Here is a 23266-nt window from a genome sequence, read left to right as displayed (position 1 = left end):
TTTCGTTTTTGCGCGTTTTACGGTTTCATGACCCGGAACAGGCCAGCAACGGGGGCATCATGGCGCTGAGCATCCGCCAGACCGAAATCCTGGACATCGCCCGCAGCGACGGGCGCGTGATTGTCGAGGATCTGGCCGAACGCTTTTCGGTGACGCTGCAAACCATCCGCCGCGACCTGACCGACCTGGCCGAAGCCGGGCATCTGGACCGCGTGCATGGCGGCGCGGTGATGCGCGCGGGCGTCGCCAATATCGGCTATGAGGACCGCCGCCGCATGAACGACGAGGCCAAGGCCGCCATCGGTCGCGCCTGCGCCGCGCTGATCCCCGACAATGCCTCGATCATCCTGAACCTGGGCACCACGACCGAGGCCGTCGCCCGCGAATTGCTGCACCACCGCAACATCACGGTGGTGACGAACAACATCAATGTCGCCAATATCCTGGCCGCCAATGACAGCGCCGAGGTGATCGTGGCGGGCGGCAGCCTGCGGCGGTCGGATGGCGGGCTGGTGGGCGAAATGGCGGCCGAGTTCATCGCCCAGTTCAAGGTCGATTTCGGCGTGATCGGCACCTCGGCGCTGGACGCTGACGGCGACCTGCTGGATTTCGACGTGTCCGAGGTGCGCGTCAGCCAGGTGATCCTGCGCCAGTCGCGCGCCCGGCTGCTGGTGGCCGATGCTGCCAAGCTGGCCCGCCGCGCGCCGGTGCGCATCGCCAGCCTTGCCGATCTGGACGGGCTGGTCACCGACCGCCCCCTGCCCGAGGCTTTGGCGGCGCGCTGTGCCGACTGGGCGACGCGGGTGACGGTGGCAGGGCCAGCCTAGCCGCGGGCGGTGGCGATCATCTCGCGCAGGTCAGCGGTGCTGGCGGCGCCGAAATGCACCTCGCGGCCGATGACAAAGGTGGGGGTGCCCATCAGCCGCAGCGCATTGGCCAGCACCTCGGACTGCGCCAGATGCGCGGCCACGGCGGGGGCTTTGCGGTCGCGCGCCAGACGGTCCATGTCCAGCCCCAGCCCCTGCGCGGCCCGCAGGGCCACACCTTCATCCACACGGCCCCGGCTGGCCATCAGCGCCTGATGCAGCGGCCAGTATTTGCGCTGCTGCGAGGCGGCAAGCGCGACGGTCGCCGCCGCCTCGGACCCCGGCCCGAAGATCGGCCACTCGCGCATCACCACCCGCAGGCCGGGGTCGCTGCCGATCACCTCGGCCAAGGCCGCGGTGTTCCGGCGGCAGAAATGGCAGTTGTAGTCGAAGAACTCGACCACCGTCACATCGCCATTGGCATTGCCCAGCAGCGGCGCATTCGGGTCACGCTCGACGGCGGCGCGCAGGTCATCCTGCGCCTGGGCGGGGCGAGGGCGCAGCGCGGCGGGCAGGGCCAGACCGGCACCCAGACCGGCCAGAAGGTGACGACGTGACAGCATGGCGGTTCCTTTCGTTACCCCTGCCTAACGCGGCGGGGCGGCGCGCAAAACCCACGTTTGCGTCAGCGCGCTGCCGCGCGGAACGCGCCGGGGCTGGTGCCGGTCCAGTTGCGGAAGGCGCGGTGAAAGGCACTGGGTTCGCTATAGCCCAGTTCGGCGGCGATCTCGGCCACCGGCAGATCGCCGCCCGTCAACAGCGCCTGGGCGCGGGCCAGGCGGATCTCATCCTTCAGTCCGGCATAGCTGTGCCCCTCGGCCCGCAGGCGGCGGCGCAGCGTGGCGGGCGACAGCGACAACGCCGCCGCCATCTCCTCCAGCACCGGCCAGGCGGCGGGGGGGCGGGCGCGAAGCTGCCCGCGCAGCCGCGCCGCCAGCCCCTGATCGTGGCGATAGCGCACCAGGATATTGGCGGGGGCGCCGCGCAGGAACTGGCGCAGGGCCTGCGGGCTGCGGTGGATCGGCAGGTCCAGATAGCGCGCGGCAAAGATTACCCGGCTGTCGGGCCGGTCGAACCGCACCGGCGCGCCGAAGAACTGGTGATAATCGCGCCGATGCGGCGGAGGGGGGCCGCGAAAATCCACCTGCAACAGCGGGATCCGCCGCCCCACCAGCCAGCAGGCCAGCCCCAGCAGGATCAGCCAATAGCTGCGATAGGCGAATGCCGGGCGCGCCAGCCCGTCACCATCGGTCAGGATCACCACCGCCTGACCGTCCTGCACCGCCAGCCGCCCCTGCGGCTGATCCAGCACGACGTTCAGAAACCGCAGCGCCCGGCGCAAGGCCCGGCCCAGGTTCGGCGCATCCAACACCGCATGTCCCATCAGCGCAAAGCTGCCCGGCCGCATCGGGCGGGCGGCCAGGCCGAAGAACTCATCCTGCATGGCATCGGCCATGGCCAGCCACAGCGCGCCATATTGATCGCTGCTGACCGGCGCGACGGGTGGGCCGTCCAGACCGGCGGCGGCCAGGATCGGGCGCGCGTCCAGCCCCTGCGCGGCCAGACAGGCCAACGCATCCCAGACGAAACCCGGCGTGATGCTGCGCCGCTCCACCCCTGTTCCCCATTGACAGAACCGATCACCAAATCTGGCCGGTAATGTCATTGTTTGCAATGCCCATCGGGATCAGTCTGGCGCGATAGCCTGGTCGCCCGCCGCGACCGGCGCAGGGGGGATTTCCGATGACCAGCACCGCCACCACCGGCGCGCGTCCCGGCTATGCCGAGGCCGTCAACCTGTTCCGCATCGAGAACGCGATTTCGCAACTGGCCGGGGATCTGGCCGGCGGGCTGAATGTCTGCGTCGAATGCGTCGACCGCCATTGCGGCGACAACCGCGTGGCGCTGCGCCATGTCGCGCCGGATGGCCAACTGACCGAATACACGTTCGAGGATCTGCGCGACATGTCGGCCCGCGTGGCGAATGTGCTGACCGCGCAAGGCGTCGGCCCCGGCGATGTGGTGGCCGGGCTGCTGCCGCGCAGCCCCGATCTGATGGCGGTGATCCTTGGCACCTGGCGGATCGGCGCGGTCTATCAGCCGCTGTTCACCGCCTTCGGCCCCAAGGCAATCGAACAGCGCTTCGGCACCTCATCGGCGCGGTTCGTGGTGACCAACACCGCCAACCGCGCGAAACTGGACGGCATCTCAGGCTGCCCGCCCGTCGCCACCGTCCTGTCGGCGGGCGAGGCCCTGCGCGACGGCGACATCGATTTTCGCGCCGCCATGGCTGCCGCGCCCGCCGATTTCACCCCGGTTAATCGCAAGGGCGATGATCTGTTCCTGATGATGTCGACATCCGGCACCACTGGCGCCCCCAAGGGCGTGCCGGTGCCGCTGCGGGCAATGCTGTCCTTTGCCGCCTATATGCGCGATGCCATCGACCTGCGCGCCGATGACGTGTTCTGGAACATCGCCGACCCCGGCTGGGCCTACGGCCTTTACTATGCCGTCACCGGCCCCTTGCTGCTGGGCCAGGCCACGATCTTTGCCGAAGCCGGTTTCACCGCCGAAACCACCTATGACATCATTCAGCGCCTTGGCGTGACCAGCTTGGCCGGATCGCCCACCGCCTTCCGCCTGCTGATCGCCGCCGGAGCAGAGGCCGCGGCCCCCGTCGCCGGTCGCCTGCGCGTGGTGTCCAGCGCCGGTGAGCCGCTGAACCCCGAGGTTATCCGCTGGTTCGATGAACACCTGCACGCCCCGATCCATGACCATTACGGCCAGACCGAACTGGGCATGGTGGTGAACAACCATCACGGGCTGGATCACCCCGTGCGGCCCGGATCGGCGGGCTATGCCATGCCCGGCTATCGCATCGTGGTGCTGGATGAAAACCGCAAGGAACTGGGGCCGAACCAGCCCGGCATCCTGGGGGTGGATATCAAGAACTCGCCCCTACTGTGGTTCACCGGCTATTACCGCAAGGATACGCCCGCGATTGCCGATGGCTATTACAGCACCGGCGACAGTGTCGAGTTCGAGGCCGATGGCTCGATCAGCTTCATCGGCCGGGCGGATGACGTCATCACCTCATCAGGGTATCGCATCGGTCCCTTCGACGTGGAATCGGCGCTGCTGGAACATGACGCGGTGACCGAGGCCGCCGTGGTCGGCGTCCCCGACCCCGAGCGGACCGAGATCGTCAAGGCCTTCGTCGTGCTGGCCAAGGGTGTGCAGGGCAGCCCCGCCCTGGCCGAGGAACTGGCCCAGCATGTCAAGAAGCGGCTGTCGGCCCACGCCTATCCGCGCCTGATCGACTTTGTGGACGACCTGCCCAAGACGCCTTCAGGCAAGATCCAACGCTTTGTGCTGCGCAAGGCCGAGATCGACCGCCAGGCCCATGCCGCCCCCGCCCCGCGCGAGGGCATCCGCAATGCCGTGGTGATGATCACCGGCGGCGGGTCGGGCCTTGGGGCGGCGGTGGCGCAGATGGTCGTCGATGGCGGCGGGCGCGCGGTGCTTCTGGATGTGAACGATCAGGCCGGGCAGGCGGTGGCCGAACGGCTGGGTCCGGCGGCGCTGTTCGTCAAGACCGACGTCACCCAGGATGCCGACGGCCAGGCCGCCGTGGCCGCCGCGCTGTCGGCCTTTGGTCGGGTCGATGTGATGGTGAACTGCGCCGGTGTCGCGCCGGGCGAAAAGGTGCTGGGCAAGAACGGCCCGCACCGGCTGGACAGTTTCGCCCGCGCCATCCAGATCAACCTGATCGGCACGTTCAACATGCTGCGCCTCGCCGCCGACGCCATGGCAAAGAACGACCCCGGCCCCGGCGGCGAACGCGGCGTCATCATCAACACCGCCTCCATCGCCTATCAGGACGGGCAGATCGGCCAATGCGCCTATGCCGCGTCCAAGGGCGGCGTCGCCTCGCTGACGCTGCCCGCCGCGCGGGAACTGGCCCGCACCGGCATCCGGGTGATGGCGATCGCGCCCGGCATCTTCGGCACGCCGATGATGGCGGGCCTGCCGGTCGAGGTGCAGGAAAGCCTGGGTGCCACCGTCCCCTTTCCGCCGCGCCTTGGCGATCCGGCGGAATATGCGGCGCTGGTGCGCCATATCGTCGAGAACCAGATGCTGAACGGCGAGGTGATCCGCATCGACGGCGCGCTTCGCATGGCCCCCAAATAAGGACCAGATCATGACCACAGACCCCATCGTCATCGTCGGTGATGCCCGCACCCCCATGGGCGGCTTTCAGGGCGATTTCGCATCGCTGACGGCCGCCCAACTGGGCGCGGCGGCGATCAGCGCCGCCGTCGACCGCAGCGGCATCAGCGCCGATCAGGTGCAGGAAATCGTGATGGGCTGCGTGCTGCCCGCCGGTCAGGGTCAGGCCCCGGCGCGTCAGGCCGCACTTGGCGCGGGCCTGCCCTTGGGCGCGGGCGCCACCACCATCAACAAGATGTGCGGATCTGGCATGAAGGCGGCGATGTTCGCCCATGACCTGTTGCTGGCCGGTTCCGCCGACATTGCCGTGGCGGGCGGCATGGAAAGCATGACCAACGCCCCTTACCTGCTGCCCAAGGCGCGCAGCGGCTTCCGCATGGGGCACGGGCAGGTGATGGACCACATGTTCCTGGACGGGCTTGAGGACGCGTATGACAAGGGCCGCCTGATGGGCACCTTTGCCGAGGAATGCGCCGACACCTATGGCTTTACCCGAAAGGAACAGGACGATTTCGCCATCGCCTCGCTGACGCGGGCGCAGGATGCGATCACCTCGGGCCGGTTCAAGGCGGAAATCACCCCGGTCACGGTGGCAGGGCGCAAGGGCGACACGCTGATCGAGATCGACGAACAGCCCGGCAAGGCGAACCTGGACAAGATCCCGACCCTGCGGCCCGCCTTCCGCAAGGACGGCACGGTGACGGCTGCGAACAGCAGCAGCATCTCGGACGGGGCCGCCGCCATGGTGCTGATGCGCCGCAGCCAGGCCGAAGAGCTGGGCCTGACGCCCCGCGCCGTCATCGTCGGCCACGCAACCTTTGCGGACAAGCCGAACCTGTTTCCCACGGCCCCCATCGGCGCGATGAAGCGGCTGGCCGACCGCACCGGCTGGGCGCTGTCCGACATCGACCTGTTCGAGGTGAACGAGGCTTTCGCCGTCGTCGCCATGGCCGCGATGCGCGATCTGAACCTGCCGCATGACAAGGTGAACATCCACGGCGGCGCCTGCGCGCTTGGCCACCCGATCGGCGCATCGGGCGCGCGGGTCATGGTCACGTTGCTGGCGGCGCTGGAAAGCCACGGGCTGAAACGCGGCATGGCATCTTTGTGCATCGGCGGCGGCGAGGCCACGGCCGTCGCCATCGAACGGGTGTCGTGATGCTGCTGACCGAGGAACAGGAACAGATCCGCGACGCCGCCCGCGATTTTGCGCAAGGCGTGCTGGCCCCCGGCGCCGCTGGGCGCGACCGCGACCACACCTTTCCGCGCGACGAGTTGCGGCAGATGGGTGAGTTGGGTTTTCTTGGCATGGTCGTGCCCGAGGAATACGGCGGCTCCGCCACCGGCACCGTCGCCTATGCGCTGGCGCTTGAGGAAATCGCGGCGGTTGAGGGCGCAACCTCGACCATCATGTCGGTCCACAGCTCGGTCGGCTGCGCGCCGATCCTGCGCTTCGGGACCGAGGATCAAAAGGCGCGGTTCCTGCCGAAGATGGCATCGGGCGAATGGATCGGCGGCTTTGCCCTGACCGAACCGCAGGCCGGGTCCGATGCGTCGCATCTGAAAACGCGCGCGGTGCGGGATGGCGATCATTACGTCATCAACGGCGCCAAGCAGTTCATCACCTCGGGCCAGAACGGCCACGTCATCAACATTTTCGCCGTCACCGATCCGGCGGCGGGCAAAAAGGGCATCAGCGCCTTTATCGTGCCGACCGATACCCCCGGCTATCAGGTGGTCAGCGTCGAACACAAGCTGGGCCAGCACGCATCCGACACCTGCGCCCTAGCGTTCACGGACATGCGCGTGCCCGTGGAAAACCGCCTGGGCGCGGAAGGTGAGGGCTACAAGATCGCCCTGGCCAATCTTGAGGGCGGGCGGATCGGCATTGCCGCGCAGGCCGTCGGCATGGCGCGCGGCGCGTTCGAGGCAGCGCAGGCCTATGCGCGCGAGCGTGTGACCTTTGGCAAGCCGATTGCCGATCATCAGGCCATCAGCTTCAAGCTGGCCGATATGGCCACGCAGATCGCCGCCGCGCGCCACATGGTCCTGCACGCCGCCGCCCTGCGCGAGGCGGGCCAGCCCTGCCTGACCGAGGCGTCGATGGCCAAGCTGTTTGCATCGGAAATGGCCGAAAAGGTCTGTTCGGCAGCCATCCAGATCCATGGCGGTTATGGCTATCTGGCTGATTATCCGGTGGAACGCATCTACCGCGATGTGCGCGTCTGCCAGATCTATGAAGGCACCAGCGAGGTGCAGCGCCTCGTCATCGCCCGCAGCCTGTAAGGGCTTGCCTGCCCGGCGGCGATCCCCGATCCTGCCGGGCATGACCGCCCCCTGCATGACCGACGCCCTTATGTGCCTGACGCTGGATGATCGCCCGGTGGCCAACTGGCTGGCTGCCGCCCCGATCATGGCCGCCCATGGCGCGCGCGTTACCTTTTGCGTCCATGCCCTTCATCAGGCGACGCCGGATGAACTGGCGGGCCTGCACGCGCTGCAGGACATGGGCCATGAGATCGCCTGCCATTCGCGCAGCCATGCCAACCCGGTCGATCACGCCAAGGCCCATGGCTGGCCCCGCTATCTGGCGGATGAGGTCGATGCCGATCAGGCCGATCACCGCGCGGCTGGCTTTCCTGCGACCGGCTGGGCCAGCCCGTTTCACGCCTGCCCGCCGCGTCTGCGCGCCGCGCTTGCCACGCGGTTTCGCGGTGTGCGGGCGCGCGGGCCGCTGGCGTCCGGTGCCGATAACGCGGTGATTGACGCGCGGCTGAAACCCGTGGATGGCGTGGCCGATTGCCTGGGCAGCTTCGACTGCCAGCATCCCCGGTTCGCCGGTTGGGATTGGACCGCGTATTTGCTGGACCGGCTGGCCGCGCAGGGCGGGGTCGGCGTCTTCGCGGGCCACGACATCCGCGCCAACGGTCGCCCCGGCTTCTGGGCCACGCCTGCCGATCTGGACCGGCTGCTAAGTATGGCCAGCGAACGCGGCATCGGCTTTTGCACCCTGTCGCAGATCAGCCCAGCAGATCGCGCCTGATCCGGTCGAACAACGCCACACCGACCGGGATCAGGTCGTCGGGGAAGTCGTAATCGGGATTGTGCAGCATCGCGTGTTCCACCCCCGCGCCCAGCAGCACCATCGCCGACTTCGCCACGCTGCCAAAGCGGCCGAAATCCTCGGACGCGCGCATCGGCAGGCCCTGCCCATCGTGGGGGATCGACAGCGCCTCCAGCGCGCGCACCATCACCGCCGTTGCCTGCGCATCATTGGTGCAGGCGGCGAAATCATCGTGGCGGGTGATCTCGACCGCCAGCCCGTCGCGCGCCGCCTCGGTCCGGATCAGCGCAGTGGCCCCGGCCATCAGATCGGCCATGTCGGCATCGATCAGCGCGCGCAGGGTCACGCGGATCTCGCCCTGACCCGGTGCGACGCCAAAGGTCGGCTCGCCCACTGCCAGATGGGTGATCGTCGCCAACCGGTAGCCCGGCACCACCGCCCCGCCCGGCCCAAGCGCCTGCAAGCCCGCCACCAGCCGCGCGATGGCGGGGGCGGGGGACAGCCCGGCCTCGGGCGCGCTGGCGTGCGAGGTCTTGCCGGTCAGCACCGCGCGCAACCCGCAACTGGCGCAGTTCGCCGGGCCAGCGGCCAGACCGACATGACCCAGCGGCAGGCCGGGCATGTTGTGGATGGCAAAGGCCCAATCGGGGCGCAGCGCGGCAAAGGTCGGGTCGGCCAGAACGGCGGCGGCACCCGCGCCGTCCTCCTCGGACGGCTGGAACAGCAGGATGACGCGGCCGCGCGCGGGCGGCTGGCGCGCGATCAGCCGCCCCAGCCCCATCAGCATCGCCATATGCCCGTCATGGCCGCACATATGGCCGCGACCCGGGGTCAGCGACCGATGCGGCAGATCGGCGATTTCATGGATCGGCAGGCCATCCAGCTCGGCCCGGAACATGACGGTGGGGCCGGGGGCCGCGCCCTTGAACACCGCGGCGACGCCATGCCCGCCAAGGTCGGTCACCACCGCCGCACCGGGCAGCGCGGCCAAGGCCTGCACCACCCGCGCCGCCGTCGCGCCCTCATCCCCCGACAGGTCGGGGTGGCGGTGCAGATCGCGCCGCCATGCGGTCAGTTCGACAAGATCGGCATTGCTCAGCATCTTTGGCCCCCACTGGCTGCCCGCCCTCTCTAGCGCCTTTGCCGCCGCTATACGCCCCCTGCGGGCGAAATGCCGGGGGTTTGCAACAAAAGAACGGCCCGCACCGGCGGATCACGGCTTGCCCCCCGGCCCCTGCCATCCGACAATCGTCGTATCCGACCACGGCCCGACCCTTGGCCCCACCCGCATGAAGGAGTGCCCATGACCGTATCTTTCCGCGATTCCGTCGACCTGATGTTTCGCCACGCCGCCGAGATTCTGGCGCTGCCACAAGGGCTTGAGGAAAAGATCCGGGTCTGCAACTCGACCTATGTGGTGCGGTTCGGCGTGCGGCTGCGCGGCGAGATCCACACCTTTACCGGCTATCGCAGCGTGCATTCCGAACATCAGGAACCGGTCAAGGGCGGCATCCGCTATGCGCTGGACGTCAACCAGGACGAGGTTGAGGCCCTGGCCGCGCTGATGACCTATAAATGCGCCCTGGTGCAACTGCCCTTCGGTGGCTCGAAAGGCGGCCTGTGCATTGACCCCCGCGCCTGGTCCGAGGAGGAACTGGAGCGCATCACCCGCCGCTTTACCTATGAACTGGCCAAGCGCGGCCTGATCAGCCCCAGCCAGAACGTGCCCGCCCCCGACATGGGCACATCGGAACGCGAAATGGCCTGGATGGCCGACCAGTATTCGCGGATGTTCACCACCGACATCAACGCGAACGCCTGTGTCACCGGCAAGCCGCTGACCGCAGGGGGCATCGTCGGCCGGGTCGAGGCGACGGGGCGCGGCGTGCAATATGTGCTGCGCGCCTTCTTCCGCCACCCCGAGGACGTCGCCCGCGCCAACCTGTCCGGCGATCTTGAGGGCAAGCGCGTCATCGTGCAGGGCCTGGGCAATGTCGGCAGCCACGCCGCGCGCTTCCTGTCCGAGGAGGACGGCGCCAAGGTGATCTCGGTCATCGAACGCGACGGCGCGATCAGCAATCCGGACGGGTTGGACATCGCGGCGCTGATCGATCACCTGCGCCGCACCGGCGGGGTCGAGGGCTTCCCCGGCGGCAGCTTCGATCCCAACCGCGCAGGCGCGATGGAACAGGATTGCGACATCCTGATCCCCGCCGCGCTGGAGGGCGCGATCCACGAAGGCAATGCCGGAAACATCAAGGCCAGGCTGATCGTCGAGGCTGCGAACGGCCCGGTCACCGCCGGTGCCGATGCGATCCTGCGCGAGCGCGGCGTGGTCATCATCCCCGATCTTTACGCCAATGCGGGCGGCGTGACCGTCAGCTATTTCGAATGGGTCAAGAACCTGTCGCACATCCCCTTTGGCCGGATGCAGCGCCGGCATGAGGAAGCCCGCAACCGTCTGCTGGTCGAAGAACTGGAACGGCTGTCCAGCGACAAGGGCCTTGGCTGGGAATTGTCCAAGGACTTCAAGGCCGAATACCTGCGCGGCGCGGATGAGCTGGAACTGGTCCGGTCCGGTCTGGACGACACGATGCGCGCCGCCTATGCCGAAATGCGGGTGCGGTGGCATGACGATCCGCGCGTGACCGACCTGCGCACCGCCGCCTATTGCATCGCGGTCGAACGCATCGCCTCGGCCTATCGGTCCAAAGGGCTGTAGCGCGGCGCGACCTGTGACCGATCCGCCCCGGCCCCGCGCGCAATGATCGGCACGGGGTTGCGGGGCGGATGCGGCGCGGTCACATTCCGCGGATGATCCTGAACCTTGCCAAAACCGTCTGGGGCTTTCTGTGGGCGATGTCCGAACGGATGCATCGCACCCATCTGGGCCTGATCTCGGCCGGTGTCGCCTTTTACGCGATGTTTGCCGTGTTTCCGGGGCTGGCCGCGATCATCTCGCTTTGGGGGTTGGTGGCGGATCCTTCGGTGATCTTCACCTATGTCAATGTGACCGACCAGTTCATCCCCGATGCCGCCAATGCGTTGATCTATGAACAGATCGTGGCGCTGGTGAACCACGGGCGCACGCGGCTGGGCTGGGCCTCGCTGGTGTCGATCCTGATTGCCACGCTGGCGGCGCGCGCCGGGGTGGATGCGCTGGTTCGGGGGCTGAACGCCATCCACAACACCCGCGCCCAGACCGGGATCTGGCGGTATCTGCTGGGCTATATCTTGACGCTGACGCTGGTCGGCGTGGTGCTGGTGGGGCTGCTGACGGTGGTGGTGGTGCCGCTGATCTTCAACTTTGTCGAACTGGGGCGGGCCGAGGGCTGGCTGCTGACCGCCCTGCCTTGGGCCGGTATCTTCATCATCGTGCTGGTGACGATCGGCATTCTTTACCGCTATAGCCCCAATGTCGATGGTCAGCGCCCGCCGTTCCTGTCGGCGGGGGCGCTGCTGGCGGCGCTTTTGTGGGCGGCGGCCTCGGTCGGGTTTTCGATCTATCTGGGCAGTTTCAACAGCTATGACCGGATCTATGGGTCGATCGGGGCGGTGATCGCGCTGCTGACCTGGTTCTATCTGGGGGCCTATTCGGTGCTGCTGGGGGCGCTGTTCAACGTCGAGCTGCGCCGCCACAGGGCGATTGCGGCGCGCCGCCAGCAGATGCGCACCGGCCAGCCCGCCGATCAGGACACCCAGCAGGAACTGGTCGAGACCGCGCTGCCCCCCGATCCCGACCGACCCGGCAGCGGCGGCCTTTAGCCGCGGTCGGTCAGCGCCGCGATCAGCGCCGCCCGTGCCAACGACAGCGCGCCGCCATTGTCGATGATCGTGACCGGCAGGCCCGGCGGGATCGCGGCCTCCGCATCGGGCGGGCTGACGCCGGGGCGGGTGACATGCAGCACCGTCAGGTTCGGAAAGCAGCGCGCCGCAGCCGCCAGTTGCGCAAAGGGCAGCACCATCACCACATCGCGCCCCGCCGCCTGCGCCGTCAGCGCGTCCGCCGGAATGGCGCAGGGGTGACCGGCGTGGTCCCATTCCAGCGCGAATCCCCCGGCCCTGCGGCGGCGGTCGAACACATGCGGGGCCAGCACCTCACATTCCGGGCCGGGCGCGGGATCGGTGGTTTCCGTCACCACGATCCTGACGCCCGGCAGCCCGGCGGCGGCGGCGATCAGCGTGCCACTGCCGACGCCCGGCGCGCCGGTCAGCACAAAGGCCCGGCCCATCATCCGCCGATCACCATCAGATCGGCGGGGTTCAGGGTGATGTTGACCACCTCACCGATGCGGGGCGGCTCGGCGGTGCGGGTGTTGAACTGGTCAAAGGCCAGCGACACGCCCCCCAGATCAACCCGCACCCGCATCACGGATCCCAGGAAGTCGACATCCTCGACCGTGCCGCGCAAAGTGGTGGCGGCGGGGTCGTCGCCCAGCCGCACCATCTCGGGGCGCAGGCCCAGGCGGATGCGCCCGGCAGGCAGCGCCCGACCCAGGCTGACGCCCTGCGATCCCAGCCGCACCGTGCCGGTCGCGGGGTCCATCACATCGGCCTCAAAGCTGTTCAGCGTGCCGACGAAGCTTGCAACAAAGGGCGTGGCAGGGCGGTTATACACCTGAAATGGCGTTCCGACCTGATCGGCGATGCCGTCATGCATGACCACGATGCGGTCGGAAATCGACAGGGCTTCCTCTTGGTCGTGGGTCACGAAGATGGTGGTGATGCCCAGCTTTTGCTGGATCGCCCGGATTTCACGCCGCAGGTTGATGCGGATCTTGGCATCCAGCGCCGACAAGGGTTCGTCCAGCAGCAGAACCTGCGGGCTGGGGGCCAGGGCGCGGGCAAGCGCCACGCGCTGTTGCTGGCCGCCCGACAGTTGGAACGGATAGCGGTCGCCCAGATGCGGAAGGCCGATCAGGTCCAGCATTTCGGCCACACGCTCCTTGATCTGACCGGCGGGGGTGCGCTTGACCTTCAGGCCAAAGCCCACGTTCTGCGCCACGGTCAGGTTGGGAAACAGCGCATAGGCCTGAAACACCATGCCGATGTTCCGCTGGTTCGGACGCAGCCGCACCACATCCTGCCCGCCGATCACGATGCGGCCGGAATCGGGGCTTTCAAAGCCCGCGACCATGCGCAGCACCGTGGTCTTGCCGCAGCCCGAGGGCCCAAGCAGGCTGACGAACTCACCCTTGTCGATGGGCAGGGTGAAATCCTTGACCACGCGGTTCGCGCCAAAGGACTTTTCCAGGTTTTGCAGATCAAGAAAGGCCATCAGCGCAGCGCCTTTGTATGTTTGGACAGACGGGAAAACAGTTGGATCAGCCCCATGCAGACCCAGGTGATGCCAAAGGCGATGACGGCAAGCGCCGCAGGCTCATAGGCCTTGTTCGACCCGATCAGCACCATATAGGGGCCAAGCGCGGGCCGGTTCAGCAGCGCCGCCATGACATATTCGCCGATCACGATGGCAAAGGTCAGGAACGCGCCCGACAGCACCGCCATCAGGATATTGGGGATCACCAGCCGCAGGATGATGGTGAACCAGCCCGCCCCCAGGGATTGCGCGGCCTCGGTCAGGGTGGCGATGTCGATGGTGCGCAGCCCGGTGTCGATGGCGCGATACAGATAGGGCAAAGCCAGCGTCGTATAGCCGAGCATCAGCAGGATGTTGGTGCCCGTCGCACTGCCCGTCAGCGGCAGGAAGGACGAGGTGTTGTAAAGCCGGATATAGCCGAAGACGATGACGATGGGCGGGATCACCAGCGGCAGCAGGGTCACGAACTCGACCCAGGGGCGCAGGCGCGGCAGCTTCAGCCGAACCCAGAACGCGGTCGGCGCGACCAGTGCCACGCCGAACACGATCGTCACCAGCGCCATCATCAGCGAATAGCCGAAGGTCGCCTGAAACTGCGGGTCGCCCAGCACGCTGCGATAGGCGTCAAAGGAATACTCCCCGCGCCGCGCCCGCAGCGAGAACTCGAACATGCCGATCAGCGGCAGGAAGAAGAACAGAAGACCCAGGACGAACCCGGCCCATGACCAAAGCCGCGTCATTTCAGCCACCTTTCGGACCGGGTGCGGAACCAGATATAGATGGCATTGGCGATGCCGGTCAGCAGGATCATGCCAAAGGCGATGGCATAGCCCAGATGCGGGTCTTGCAGCACATCGCCACGGATCTGCGCGAACAGGATGATCGGCACGATGGACAGCGACGATCCGGTCAGTGCCATGGCCGTGGCCACCGCGCCAAAGGCATTGGCAAACAGCAGCGCGAATGTCCCCAGAAGCGAGGGCCACAGCACCGGCAGCGCCACCATGCGCCAGTATTGCGCACCGCTAGCCCCCAGGCTTTCGGCGGCCTCGCGCCAGTCGCGCTTCAGCCCGTCCAGCGCGGGGGCGACGATCAGCACCATCAGCGGGATCTGGAAATAAAGATAGGCCAGCACCAGCCCGGTAAAGCTGATGATGTTGAACCCGGTCGCCATCAGGTTGATGCCGAACACGTCGCGCAGCAGCACGGTGACAAAGCCCAGCCGGCCCAGGGTGGCGATGAAGGCAAAGGCCAGCGGCACCCCGGCAAAGTTCGACGCGACCCCGGAGAATGTCATCGTCGCCTCGCGCAGGCCCTTGGGCAGGCCGCCGCGCGTGACCGCCGCCGCCAGCAGGAAGCCGCCAAGGCAGCCGATCGCGGCGGTGATCAGCGACAGTTTGATCGACAGCCAGAACGGCCGCATGATCGTCGGCTGAAACAGGTTCTGGATATTGGCCAGGGTAAAGCCGCCATCGGGGCCGCGAAACGCGCCAATCACGATGTGGATCGTCGGCAGGATCAGGAACAGCGCCGCAAAGGCGGCAAAGGGCACGATCCCCAACCAGGTCAGGGGCATCGGTCCCCGCCTGCGAGCGGGGTGGGCTGTGGGTTGGGACATGCTACGCACCAAAAGGGCCGGCCCCGCGACAGGCGCGGGACCGGCGGGTCGGATTATTCGGCGAACTTGGCGCCGACGACGGCATCCCAGCGTTCGGACACAACGGCCTTGTTGGCCTCTTGCTGTTCGACGCTCGGGAAGACGGCACGGGCGTAGCCCTCGGCCGGGGGCAGCTTGTCCAGCAGATCCTGCGGCACCTTGCCGGCCTCGACCATCTTGTTGAACCGCGCCGGGTGGCAGTAGCCGGCCAGCCAGCCAAGCTGACCTTCGTCGGAATACAGGTATTCCATCCACAGTTTCGCGGCGTTCGGATGCGGCGCATAGGCCGAGATCGCCTGCACATAGACGCCCGCTAGGCTGTTTTCGCCCGCCGGAATGATGACATCCATCGGCGGGTTGCCGTTCAGTCCGTCGCGCCAGGACAGCAGGTTATAGTCCCAGGCGGCGACGATCGGGGTTTGCCCCTGCGCGATGGTGCCAGCCTTGGCGGTGACCGGAACAAAGTTCCCGGCGGTGTTCACCTCGGCCATGAACTCCAGCCCTTTTTCGCCGGATTCGGCACCCGGCGCGCCGCCACGGGCCATGCCCATCGCCATGATCGCCAGAATCGCCTGGTTCGAGGCGCGCGGATCCCCGGTCAGCGCAAAGGATTGCGCGTATTCCGGCTTCAGCAGGTCTTCCCAGCTGGTCGGCGGGTTCTGCACCAGGTCGCGGTTGATGCCAAGCGCCATGACGCCATAGTAATCGGCATACCAATAGCCATCGGCATCCTTCACTTCGTCCGGGATCTCGTCCCAAGTCGAAACCTTGTAGGGCTGGATCAGCCCTTCGTCCTTGGCCTGCGGACCGAAGGCAAGGCCCACGTCGATGACATCGGGGGCCTGCGGGCCGGTGTTGCCCTTGTTGGCGCGCACCGCCTCCAGCTCATCGGCCGAGCTGGCGTCGGGGTTCAGCTCATTGACCTTGATTTCGGGGTATTTGGCCTTGAAGCCCTCGATCACCTTGCCATAGCCGCACCAGTCATGCGGCAAAGCGATGGTGGTCAGCATCCCTTCGGCCTTGGCCGCGGCCTCCAGCGTGGCGAGGTCGTCGGCCTGCGCGAGCGTGGTGGTGGCCAGCAGCGCCGCGGCGCCGGTCAGCCAAAGCGTCGATTTGATCGTCATCGGAAACTCCTGTTGGGTTGGCCCGCAGGCGGGCGCAACCGTGCCCTAGGCCGTGGCTGTAAACCTTATGTGACGGTCGTCGGACATTTCCGTGACCATTGCCGCAGTTTTGTGACAAAGCGGGCGTTGCGCAAGCACCGTTTGCAAAGCCGCAAGCGGGGCGTGAAAAGATCCTTGCGTGAGACGCCCGGAACGTCGCTGGCGCGGCGGGCGGGCTTCTGAAAGACTGCGGCAAGCCGATGAAAGGACATCCGCATGACCGACGCCTTTACCGCCCCTGGCCGCTTCTGGCGCGGCAACCTGCACACCCATTCCGACCGGTCCGATGGCGCGCTGCCCCCGGCCGAGGTCTGCCGTCGCTATGCCGCGCAGGGCTACGACTTCATCGCGCTGACCGATCATTTCGTCGGGCTGTGGGGCTATCCGCTGGTCGATACGCGGCCGTTTCGGACGCCGGATTTCACCACGATCCTGGGCGCCGAGCTGCACTCCGGCGCGATGGCGAATGGTGAGCTGTGGCACATCCTGGCGGTCGGCCTGCCGCTGGATTTCGCGCCCTCGAACAGCCCGCATTTCGTGCCGGTGGGGGATCAGGAAACCGCCGCCCAGATCGCGCAGCGTGCCGTCGATGCCGGGGCATTCGTGGCGATTGCCCATCCGCAATGGTCCGGCCTGACGCTGGCTGACGCGCAGGCCGTCACCGCCGCCCACGCGGTCGAGGTCTATAACCACGGCTGCGCCATCGGCGCCGACCGGGCCGATGGCTTTGCCATTGCCGACCTGCTGCTGACCCAGGGCCGCCGCCTGTCGCTGATCGCCACCGATGACGCGCATTTCACCGAGCCGGACCATTTCGGCGGCTGGGTGATGGTGAAGGCCACCGAAAACACGCCCGAGGCGCTGCTGGCCGCGTTGAAGGCCGGGCAGTTCTATTCCAGCCAAGGCCCAGAGTTGCGCGGCATCACCGTCAGCCGCGATCTGGTCACGGTGCGCGCCTCGGCTGTGGAAACGGTGATCGTGCAGGGCGCGGGCACCGGCGCGGTGGCGGTGCATGGCCCGTCGATGACCGAGGCCCGCGTCAAGATCGCCCGGCTAGGCGACAGCCCCTGGCTGCGGGTCACGGTGATCGACGCGGCGGGGCGGCGGGCCTGGTCGAACCCGATCTGGCGCGACGACATCGCGGCATGAAAATGGGGCCGGCATGAAAATGGGGCGCGGTTTCCCGCGCCCCGTTACTGGTCAACAAGCCAAAATGATCAGCGATGCCCCGGAAGGTCAAATCGGTCGGCATCCATAACCTTGGTCCAGGCGCGGGCGAAGTCGCGGGCAAAGCGCCCGGCTGCATCCGCCCCTGCATAAACCTCGGCGATGGCGCGAAGTTCCGAATTCGCACCAAATGCCAGATCGACGCGGGTGGCGGTCCACTTCGCCGCACCCGTCGACCGGTCGCGGCCGGTAAAGGTCTGCGCGGCCTCGTCATCGGGCGTCCATTCGGTGCGCATGTCCAGCAGGTTGACGAAAAAGTCCGGCGTCAACTGGCCCACGCGATCGGTCAGCACGCCATGCGCCGAGCCGCCGTGATTGGCGCCCAGAACCCGCAGACCGGCGACCAGCACCGACATTTCCGGCGCCGACAACCGCAGCAGTTGCGCGCGGTCGACCATCAGATGTTCGGCCGGCACCGCGAAGGGCTTTTCCAGATAGTTGCGGAAGGCATCGGCGCGCGGTTCCATCACGTCGAAACTGTCCACATCGGTCTGGGCCTGGCTGGCATCGGTGCGGCCCGGCGTGAAGTCGACCGTCACCTCGTGACCGGCGGCACGGGCCGCGGCCTCGACGGCGGCGGTGCCGCCCAGCACGATCAGATCGGCGATCGACACCTTCTTGCCGCCCGCAGCCCGGCTGTCGAAGTCGCGCTTGACCTCATCCAGCACGGCCAGGACGCGCGACAGTTGCGCGGGCTGGTTGACGGCCCAATCCTTTTGCGGCGCCAGCCGGATGCGCGCGCCATTCGCGCCACCGCGGTAATCCGACCCGCGGAAGGTCGAGGCCGAGGCCCAGGCGGTCTGGATCAGGTCAGCCGGGGTCAGCCCGCAATCCAGCAGCCGCGCTTTCAGGTTGGCGATGTCGCCCGCATCGATGAGCGGGTGATCGACCGGCGGCACCGGATCCTGCCAGATCAGATCTTCCGCCGGAACGTCCGGCCCCTTGTAGCGCGACTTCGGCCCCATGTCGCGGTGGGTCAGCTTGAACCAGGCGCGGGCAAAGGCGTCGCGGAACGCTGCGGGATCCTGATGGAACCGCTGCGAGATCGGCCCATAGATCGGGTCGAAACGCATCGCCATGTCGGCATCGGTCATCATCGGCATCGCCTTGCGCGAGGCGTCATGCGCATTCGGCGGCATGTCCTGTTCGGCGATCTGCTTGGGCGCCCATTGCTTCGCCCCGGCAGGCGAGGTCACGACCTCCCATTCATGGCCGAACAGCATGTCGAAAAAGCCCATGTCCCAACGGATCGGATCGGTGGTCCAGGCGCCTTCCAGGCCGCTGGTGATGGCGTCGATGCCCTTGCCGGTGCCATGGCTGGATTTCCAGCCAAAGCCCATCTGCTCCAGCCCGGCGGCCTCGGGTTCGCGGCCCACCAATGCGGCATCGCCCGCGCCGTGGCATTTGCCGAAGGTGTGGCCGCCAGCGGTCAGGGCCACGGTTTCCTCGTCATTCATGCCCATGCGGGCAAAGGTTTCGCGCACGGCCTGGCCCGACTTGATCGGATCGGGGGTGCCGTCCACGCCCTCGGGGTTGACGTAGATCAGGCCCATCTGCACGGCGGCCAGCGGGCGCTCCATCTCGTCGCCGGTGGCGAAACGGTTTTCGCCCAGCATGTGCGTTTCGGTGCCCCAATAGATGTCCTCTTGCGGGGCATAGGTATCGGCGCGGCCGCCGCCGAAGCCGAAGTTCGGACCGCCCATCGATTCGATGGCAACGTGACCGGCCAGGATGATCAGATCCGACCAGGACAGCGCGTCACCGTATTTCTGCTTGATCGGCCACAGCAGACGGCGCGCCTTGTCCAGGTTGCCGTTGTCCGGCCACGAGTTCAGCGGCGCGAACCGTTGGCCACCGGTGCCACCACCACCACGCCCGTCGGCGGTGCGATAGGTGCCGGCGCTGTGCCAGGACATGCGGATGAACAGCCCGCCGTAATGGCCATAGTCAGCCGGCCACCAATCCTGGCTGTCGGTCATCAGCTTGTGCAGGTCGGCCTTGACGGCGGCCAGGTCCAGCCCCTCGAAGGCTTTCGCATAATCGAAATCGCCGCCCTGCGGATTCGCGGCGGGGTTGCCCTGATGCAGGATGTGCAGCCGCAGCCGGTTCGGCCACCAGTCGCGGTTGGTCTGGCCCATCAGGGTCTTCAGATCGCCTTCATTCGGCTTGGGGCTGTGGTGCATCACCGGGCATCCGCCCGTGGTGTTGTGCGTCATTGCGTCCTCCGCGATTGGTTCATTATGGGTCAGGCGCGGCCATGGCCCAATGGCCTGGCGCCCGCGCCGGTCATCTTCTCAAGACGCAATTTAGGGGCAAAGCTCCATAAGCGGAAATTGTATCTTTCAATCGTTGTGATAAGATTGCGTTATGACACAGATCACCCTTCGGCAGTTGCGCTATGTCGTAGCCCTGGCCCGTCACGGCCATTTCGGACGCGCGGCGCAGGATTGCGCCGTGACCCAGCCCGCCCTGTCCACCCAGATCCGCGAGATCGAGACGACGCTGGGCGGCCCGCTGTTTGATCGCAACGCCCGGCAGGTCACGCCGACCGCGCTTGGCGAGCAGGTGATCGCCCGCGCACGTGCCGTGCTGCGGCAGGTCGACGACATCACCGATCTGGGGCGGATCGGCACCAGCGGGCATCTGCACCGGCTGCGGATGGGGGTGATCCCGACCGTCGCGCCCTATCTGCTGCCGCAGGTGATGGCCGATCTGGCCGCCGCCTTTCCCGATCTAGACATGACCGTGCGCGAGACGGTGACCCCGAACCTTTTGGCCGACCTGGCCGAGGGGCGGCTGGACACGGCCATCATCGCCCTGCCCGCCTCGGAACCCGCATTGGAGGAGGTCGAGCTGTTCACCGAATCCTTTGTCCTGATCCGCCCGCTGACCGAGGCCGGAGGGCCGATTCCCAGCCCCCGCAACCTGCGCCAGATGCGCCTTCTGCTGCTGGAGGAAGGCCACTGCTTCCGCGATCAGGCGCTGTCATTTTGCCAGATGCAGCCCGACAGCCCGCGTGAGATGCTGGACGGGTCGTCGCTGACCACGCTGGTGCAGATGGTCGCGGCGGGCATGGGGGTGACGCTGATCCCCGACATGGCGGTGCCGGTCGAAACCCGGCTGGCCCGCGTCGACGTGGGCCGCTTTCCGGCCCCAGAACCGGCGCGGCGGATCGGCATGGTCTGGCGGCGCGGCAGCCCGCTGCGCGACGGGCTGATGCGGGTTGCCGATCATGTGGGCCGCGCCGCCCGCCGGGGGGACGGCGCACAGCCGCACCCGTGACGGCGACAGGGCCTTCCATCTGCATCGCCGCCTGATCGACGCCTGCGGTGAACCCGTTTCGCGGTCAGTCCGCCCCGCCGAACCGCCAGCGGCCCGCGCCCAGTGCCGGGGCGGCGCGGTCGGTGGTCAGGGGGCTGCGCGACAGGCGGATGGGCGTGCGCAGACCCGCGATCCCCTCGGGCGCGATGCGCAGGTCGCGGGCGGCGATCTGCGGCTCGGCCAAGGCCTCGGCCACGGTGTTGATCGGGCCACCGGGCACGCCCGCGCCCTCCAGCGCGGCGATCAGGTCGGCGCGGGGGCGCGCGGCGGTGGCGGCGGCGATGGCCGCGCACAAGCGCCCGCGATGCGCGACACGGGCGGCGTTGCTGGCATAGGCGGGGTCATCGGCCAGCCCGGCCAGCCCCAGCACCCGGCACAGCGCGGCGAATTGCCGGTCATTGCCGCAGGCGATGATCAGATGGCCATCAGAGGCCGGAAACACCTGATAGGGCACGATATTGGGATGCGCATTGCCCAGCCGGGTCGGCACCAGCCCGCCCAGCAGGTGATTGGTCGCCTGATTGGCCAGCACCGCCACGCCACTGTCCAGCAGCGACAGATCGACCTGCTGACCCAGCCCCGACCGCGCGCGTTCCGCCAGGGCCGCCTGCACCGCGATCACCCCGTAAAGCCCAGTGAAAATGTCGATCCAGGCCACGCCGACCTTTTGCGGCTCGCCCCCCGGATCACCGGTCAGGTCCATGATCCCCGACATGCCCTGGATCAGGAAATCATAGCCCGGCTGGCGGGCGCGCGGCCCGTCCTGCCCGAAGCCTGTGACCGAGGCATAGACCAGCCCCGGATTGGCCTGCGACAGGCTGGCATAATCCAGCCCGAACCGCGCCAGCCCGCCGACCTTGAAGTTCTCGATCAGTACATCGGCATCGGCGATCAGCGCCTTCAGCCGCGCCAGATCGCCCGGATCGGCAAAGTCGCAGATGACCGAGGTCTTGCCCCGGTTCGCCGCATGGAAATAGGCGGCGACGGTTTCCGTGCTGCCATCCGGGCGCGGCCTTTCGATGAAGGGCGGACCCCAGCGGCGGGTGTCATCGCCCTCGGGCGCTTCGACCTTGATGACCTCGGCGCCCAGATCGGCCAGCGTCTGACCGATCCAGGGGCCTGCCAGAATCCGGGCCAGTTCGACGACCTTCAGCCCCGCCAGCGGCGCGGTCATGCGAAGGCCTGAAGCCCGGTGATCGCCCGCCCCAGGATCAGGGCGTGAACGTCATGCGTGCCCTCATAGGTGTTCACGGTCTCCAGGTTCGCGGCGTGGCGCATCACCTGATAGTCGATCTGGATGCCGTTGCCGCCGTGCATGTCGCGCGCCTGACGGGCGATCTCCAGCGCCTTGCCGCAGTTGTTGCGCTTGACGATAGAGATCATCTCGGGCGCGAAACGGCCTTCGTCGAACAGCCGCCCGACGCGCAGGCTGGCTTGCAGGCCAAGCGCGATGTCGGTCTGCATGTTGGCCAGTTTCAGCTGGAAAAGCTGCGTGGCGGCCAGCGGTCGGTTGAACTGCTTGCGGTCCAACCCGTATTGGCGCGCGCGGTGGAAGCAATCCTCGGCGGCGCCCATGGCCCCCCAGGAAATGCCGTAGCGCGCCCGGTTCAGACAGCCGAACGGCCCGCCCATGCCCTGAATGCCGGGAAGGATCGCGTCCTCGGGAACCTCGACGTTATCCATCACGATCTCGCCGGTGATGCTGGCGCGCAAGGACAGCTTGCCGCCGATCTTGGGCGCGCTCAGCCCTTTCATGCCCTTGTCCAGCACAAAGCCGCAGACCTTGCCGCCATGCGCCTCGGATTTGGCCCAGACCACGAACACATCGGCAATCGGCGCGTTCGAGATCCACATTTTCGACCCGTTCAGCACATAGCCGCCGGCGGTCTTTTTCGCCGTGGTCTTCATGCCTGCCGGGTCGGACCCGGCATCCGGTTCGGTCAGGCCGAAGCAGCCGATGTATTCGCCCGAGGCCAGTTTCGGCAGGTATTTCCGGCGCTGTTCGTCGCTGCCATAGGCGTGGATCGGGAACATCACCAGGCTGGATTGCACCGACATCATGCTGCGATAGCCGCTGTCCACCCGCTCGATCTCGCGCGCGACAAGGCCGTAGCTGACGTAACCCGCACCGGCGGCGCCGTATTCCTCGGGGATGGTGACGCCCAGCAGACCGGCGGCGCCCATCTGCCGGAACAGGTCGGGGTCGGTGACTTCGTTCAGGTAATCGCCCGAGACGCGCGGGGCCAGCACCTCGGCGGCAAAGGCGGCGGCGCTGTCGCGGATCAGGCGCTCTTCCTCGGACAACTGGTCGTCCAGCAGGAAGGGATCGTCCCAGTTGAAGCTTTCACCCTTGTGTGACGTCGTGGCCATGCCGGTTCCCCCATGATGCGTTTGGGCCATGTAATCATGTTGTGGGCA

General features: G+C 67.4%; 20 protein-coding genes and 1 pseudogene. 10 read left to right on the top strand and 11 right to left on the bottom strand.

The features are described 5' to 3' along the window. Positions 1 to 59 precede the first annotated feature (59 nt). On the top strand, positions 60 to 827 hold the full coding sequence (locus tag ACEYYA_RS05635; protein WP_374798470.1) for a DeoR/GlpR family DNA-binding transcription regulator: 768 nt from the start codon (positions 60 to 62) through the stop codon (positions 825 to 827). Here ACEYYA_RS05635 and ACEYYA_RS05630 read toward each other — a convergent pair. Further along, complete coding sequence (locus tag ACEYYA_RS05630) at positions 824 to 1429, bottom strand: DsbA family protein (RefSeq protein ID WP_374798468.1); 606 nt, start codon at positions 1427 to 1429, stop codon at positions 824 to 826. The two genes, ACEYYA_RS05635 and ACEYYA_RS05630, sit on opposite strands and share 4 nt — an antisense overlap. 62 nt (positions 1430 to 1491) lie before the next feature. Then, positions 1492 to 2481, bottom strand: coding sequence for an AraC family transcriptional regulator (locus ACEYYA_RS05625; protein WP_374798466.1), 990 nt, complete (start codon positions 2479 to 2481; stop codon positions 1492 to 1494). Between the two features lie 128 nt (positions 2482 to 2609). Here ACEYYA_RS05625 and ACEYYA_RS05620 point away from each other — a divergent pair. From ACEYYA_RS05620 to ACEYYA_RS05600, 5 genes and pseudogenes are all read left to right on the top strand, one after another. Further along, positions 2610 to 4211, top strand: a pseudogene (locus ACEYYA_RS05620) (AMP-binding protein); the annotation flags it as partial. A gap of 102 nt (positions 4212 to 4313) precedes the next feature. Further along, positions 4314 to 5057, top strand: coding sequence for an SDR family NAD(P)-dependent oxidoreductase (locus ACEYYA_RS05615; RefSeq protein ID WP_374798634.1), 744 nt, complete (start codon positions 4314 to 4316; stop codon positions 5055 to 5057). 10 nt (positions 5058 to 5067) lie between these two features. Continuing rightward, complete coding sequence (locus ACEYYA_RS05610) at positions 5068 to 6255, top strand: acetyl-CoA C-acetyltransferase (RefSeq protein WP_374798464.1); 1188 nt, start codon at positions 5068 to 5070, stop codon at positions 6253 to 6255. Next, the gene (locus ACEYYA_RS05605; protein ID WP_374798462.1) at positions 6255 to 7382 is read left to right on the top strand and encodes an acyl-CoA dehydrogenase family protein; all 1128 of its coding nucleotides are present in this window, start codon (positions 6255 to 6257) and stop codon (positions 7380 to 7382) included. Before ACEYYA_RS05610 ends, ACEYYA_RS05605 begins: the two co-directional genes overlap by 1 nt. A gap of 55 nt (positions 7383 to 7437) precedes the next feature. Continuing rightward, the gene (locus tag ACEYYA_RS05600) at positions 7438 to 8139 is read left to right on the top strand and encodes a polysaccharide deacetylase family protein (protein WP_374798460.1); all 702 of its coding nucleotides are present in this window, start codon (positions 7438 to 7440) and stop codon (positions 8137 to 8139) included. Here ACEYYA_RS05600 and ACEYYA_RS05595 read toward each other — a convergent pair. Beyond that, entirely contained in the window at positions 8117 to 9262 is a 1146-nt protein-coding gene (locus tag ACEYYA_RS05595) for an amidohydrolase (protein ID WP_374798458.1), read from the bottom strand. The two genes, ACEYYA_RS05600 and ACEYYA_RS05595, sit on opposite strands and share 23 nt — an antisense overlap. 201 nt (positions 9263 to 9463) lie before the next feature. Here ACEYYA_RS05595 and ACEYYA_RS05590 point away from each other — a divergent pair, with 201 nt between their 5' ends. Then, positions 9464 to 10882 (top strand): Glu/Leu/Phe/Val family dehydrogenase, encoded by a 1419-nt coding sequence (locus tag ACEYYA_RS05590; RefSeq protein ID WP_374798456.1) that lies wholly within the window; start codon positions 9464 to 9466, stop codon positions 10880 to 10882. A 92-nt stretch (positions 10883 to 10974) separates the two neighbouring features. After that, on the top strand, positions 10975 to 11925 hold the full coding sequence (locus tag ACEYYA_RS05585) for a YihY/virulence factor BrkB family protein (protein ID WP_374798454.1): 951 nt from the start codon (positions 10975 to 10977) through the stop codon (positions 11923 to 11925). Here ACEYYA_RS05585 and ACEYYA_RS05580 read toward each other — a convergent pair. The 5 genes from ACEYYA_RS05580 to ACEYYA_RS05560 all read right to left on the bottom strand — a co-directional run bounded on the left by ACEYYA_RS05580 (position 11922) and on the right by ACEYYA_RS05560 (position 16261). Next, the gene (locus tag ACEYYA_RS05580; protein WP_374798452.1) at positions 11922 to 12395 is read right to left on the bottom strand and encodes a hypothetical protein; all 474 of its coding nucleotides are present in this window, start codon (positions 12393 to 12395) and stop codon (positions 11922 to 11924) included. The genes ACEYYA_RS05585 and ACEYYA_RS05580 overlap by 4 nt on opposite strands. Beyond that, on the bottom strand, positions 12392 to 13438 hold the full coding sequence (locus tag ACEYYA_RS05575; protein WP_374798450.1) for an ABC transporter ATP-binding protein: 1047 nt from the start codon (positions 13436 to 13438) through the stop codon (positions 12392 to 12394). Before ACEYYA_RS05575 ends, ACEYYA_RS05580 begins: the two co-directional genes overlap by 4 nt. After that, positions 13438 to 14220, bottom strand: coding sequence for an ABC transporter permease (locus tag ACEYYA_RS05570; protein ID WP_374798448.1), 783 nt, complete (start codon positions 14218 to 14220; stop codon positions 13438 to 13440). The genes ACEYYA_RS05575 and ACEYYA_RS05570 overlap by 1 nt, the downstream gene beginning before the upstream one ends. Further along, on the bottom strand, positions 14217 to 15056 hold the full coding sequence (locus tag ACEYYA_RS05565; RefSeq protein WP_374798446.1) for an ABC transporter permease: 840 nt from the start codon (positions 15054 to 15056) through the stop codon (positions 14217 to 14219). The genes ACEYYA_RS05570 and ACEYYA_RS05565 overlap by 4 nt, the downstream gene beginning before the upstream one ends. 95 nt (positions 15057 to 15151) lie before the next feature. Next, the gene (locus ACEYYA_RS05560; RefSeq protein WP_374798444.1) at positions 15152 to 16261 is read right to left on the bottom strand and encodes an ABC transporter substrate-binding protein; all 1110 of its coding nucleotides are present in this window, start codon (positions 16259 to 16261) and stop codon (positions 15152 to 15154) included. 255 nt (positions 16262 to 16516) lie between these two features. On the opposite strand from ACEYYA_RS05560, the gene ACEYYA_RS05555 reads away from it, so the two are divergent. Next, the gene (locus tag ACEYYA_RS05555) at positions 16517 to 17449 is read left to right on the top strand and encodes a PHP domain-containing protein (protein WP_374798442.1); all 933 of its coding nucleotides are present in this window, start codon (positions 16517 to 16519) and stop codon (positions 17447 to 17449) included. 68 nt (positions 17450 to 17517) lie between these two features. Here ACEYYA_RS05555 and katG read toward each other — a convergent pair whose 3' ends face one another. Next, positions 17518 to 19743 (bottom strand): catalase/peroxidase HPI, encoded by a 2226-nt coding sequence (katG, locus tag ACEYYA_RS05550; protein WP_374798440.1) that lies wholly within the window; start codon positions 19741 to 19743, stop codon positions 17518 to 17520. A gap of 151 nt (positions 19744 to 19894) precedes the next feature. Between katG and ACEYYA_RS05545 the strand changes: the two genes are divergently transcribed. Then, on the top strand, positions 19895 to 20809 hold the full coding sequence (locus tag ACEYYA_RS05545) for a hydrogen peroxide-inducible genes activator (RefSeq protein WP_374798438.1): 915 nt from the start codon (positions 19895 to 19897) through the stop codon (positions 20807 to 20809). A 64-nt stretch (positions 20810 to 20873) separates the two neighbouring features. Here the strand turns inward: ACEYYA_RS05545 and ACEYYA_RS05540 are convergent, their stop codons facing one another. Further along, positions 20874 to 22022 (bottom strand): CaiB/BaiF CoA transferase family protein, encoded by a 1149-nt coding sequence (locus tag ACEYYA_RS05540; RefSeq protein WP_374798436.1) that lies wholly within the window; start codon positions 22020 to 22022, stop codon positions 20874 to 20876. Next, positions 22019 to 23218, bottom strand: coding sequence for an acyl-CoA dehydrogenase (locus tag ACEYYA_RS05535; protein WP_374798434.1), 1200 nt, complete (start codon positions 23216 to 23218; stop codon positions 22019 to 22021). Before ACEYYA_RS05535 ends, ACEYYA_RS05540 begins: the two co-directional genes overlap by 4 nt. Positions 23219 to 23266 lie beyond the last annotated feature (48 nt).

The sequence above is a fragment of the Paracoccus zhouxuedongae genome (assembly GCF_041927815.1).
Taxonomy (GTDB): Bacteria; Pseudomonadota; Alphaproteobacteria; order Rhodobacterales; family Rhodobacteraceae; genus Paracoccus.
The sequence above is the reverse complement of the archived record's forward strand: the minus strand, read 5'-3'. Positions and strand labels throughout refer to the sequence as shown.

Excerpts from the sequence above, each read along its gene's own strand:
- ACEYYA_RS05635 (WP_374798470.1), top strand. The coding sequence starts at position 60 with ATGGCGCTGAGCATCCGCCAGACCGAAATCCTGGACATCGCCCGCAGC.
- ACEYYA_RS05630 (WP_374798468.1), bottom strand. The coding sequence starts at position 1,429 with ATGCTGTCACGTCGTCACCTTCTGGCCGGTCTGGGTGCCGGTCTGGCC.
- ACEYYA_RS05615 (WP_374798634.1), top strand. The coding sequence starts at position 4,314 with ATGATCACCGGCGGCGGGTCGGGCCTTGGGGCGGCGGTGGCGCAGATG.
- ACEYYA_RS05610 (WP_374798464.1), top strand. The coding sequence starts at position 5,068 with ATGACCACAGACCCCATCGTCATCGTCGGTGATGCCCGCACCCCCATG.
- ACEYYA_RS05605 (WP_374798462.1), top strand. The coding sequence starts at position 6,255 with ATGCTGCTGACCGAGGAACAGGAACAGATCCGCGACGCCGCCCGCGAT.
- ACEYYA_RS05600 (WP_374798460.1), top strand. The coding sequence starts at position 7,438 with ATGACCGACGCCCTTATGTGCCTGACGCTGGATGATCGCCCGGTGGCC.
- ACEYYA_RS05595 (WP_374798458.1), bottom strand. The coding sequence starts at position 9,262 with ATGCTGAGCAATGCCGATCTTGTCGAACTGACCGCATGGCGGCGCGAT.
- ACEYYA_RS05590 (WP_374798456.1), top strand. The coding sequence starts at position 9,464 with ATGACCGTATCTTTCCGCGATTCCGTCGACCTGATGTTTCGCCACGCC.
- ACEYYA_RS05585 (WP_374798454.1), top strand. The coding sequence starts at position 10,975 with ATGATCCTGAACCTTGCCAAAACCGTCTGGGGCTTTCTGTGGGCGATG.
- ACEYYA_RS05580 (WP_374798452.1), bottom strand. The coding sequence starts at position 12,395 with ATGATGGGCCGGGCCTTTGTGCTGACCGGCGCGCCGGGCGTCGGCAGT.
- ACEYYA_RS05575 (WP_374798450.1), bottom strand. The coding sequence starts at position 13,438 with ATGGCCTTTCTTGATCTGCAAAACCTGGAAAAGTCCTTTGGCGCGAAC.
- ACEYYA_RS05570 (WP_374798448.1), bottom strand. The coding sequence starts at position 14,220 with ATGACGCGGCTTTGGTCATGGGCCGGGTTCGTCCTGGGTCTTCTGTTC.
- ACEYYA_RS05565 (WP_374798446.1), bottom strand. The coding sequence starts at position 15,056 with ATGCCCCTGACCTGGTTGGGGATCGTGCCCTTTGCCGCCTTTGCGGCG.
- ACEYYA_RS05560 (WP_374798444.1), bottom strand. The coding sequence starts at position 16,261 with ATGACGATCAAATCGACGCTTTGGCTGACCGGCGCCGCGGCGCTGCTG.
- ACEYYA_RS05555 (WP_374798442.1), top strand. The coding sequence starts at position 16,517 with ATGACCGACGCCTTTACCGCCCCTGGCCGCTTCTGGCGCGGCAACCTG.
- katG (WP_374798440.1), bottom strand. The coding sequence starts at position 19,743 with ATGACGCACAACACCACGGGCGGATGCCCGGTGATGCACCACAGCCCC.
- ACEYYA_RS05545 (WP_374798438.1), top strand. The coding sequence starts at position 19,895 with ATGACACAGATCACCCTTCGGCAGTTGCGCTATGTCGTAGCCCTGGCC.
- ACEYYA_RS05540 (WP_374798436.1), bottom strand. The coding sequence starts at position 22,022 with ATGACCGCGCCGCTGGCGGGGCTGAAGGTCGTCGAACTGGCCCGGATT.
- ACEYYA_RS05535 (WP_374798434.1), bottom strand. The coding sequence starts at position 23,218 with ATGGCCACGACGTCACACAAGGGTGAAAGCTTCAACTGGGACGATCCC.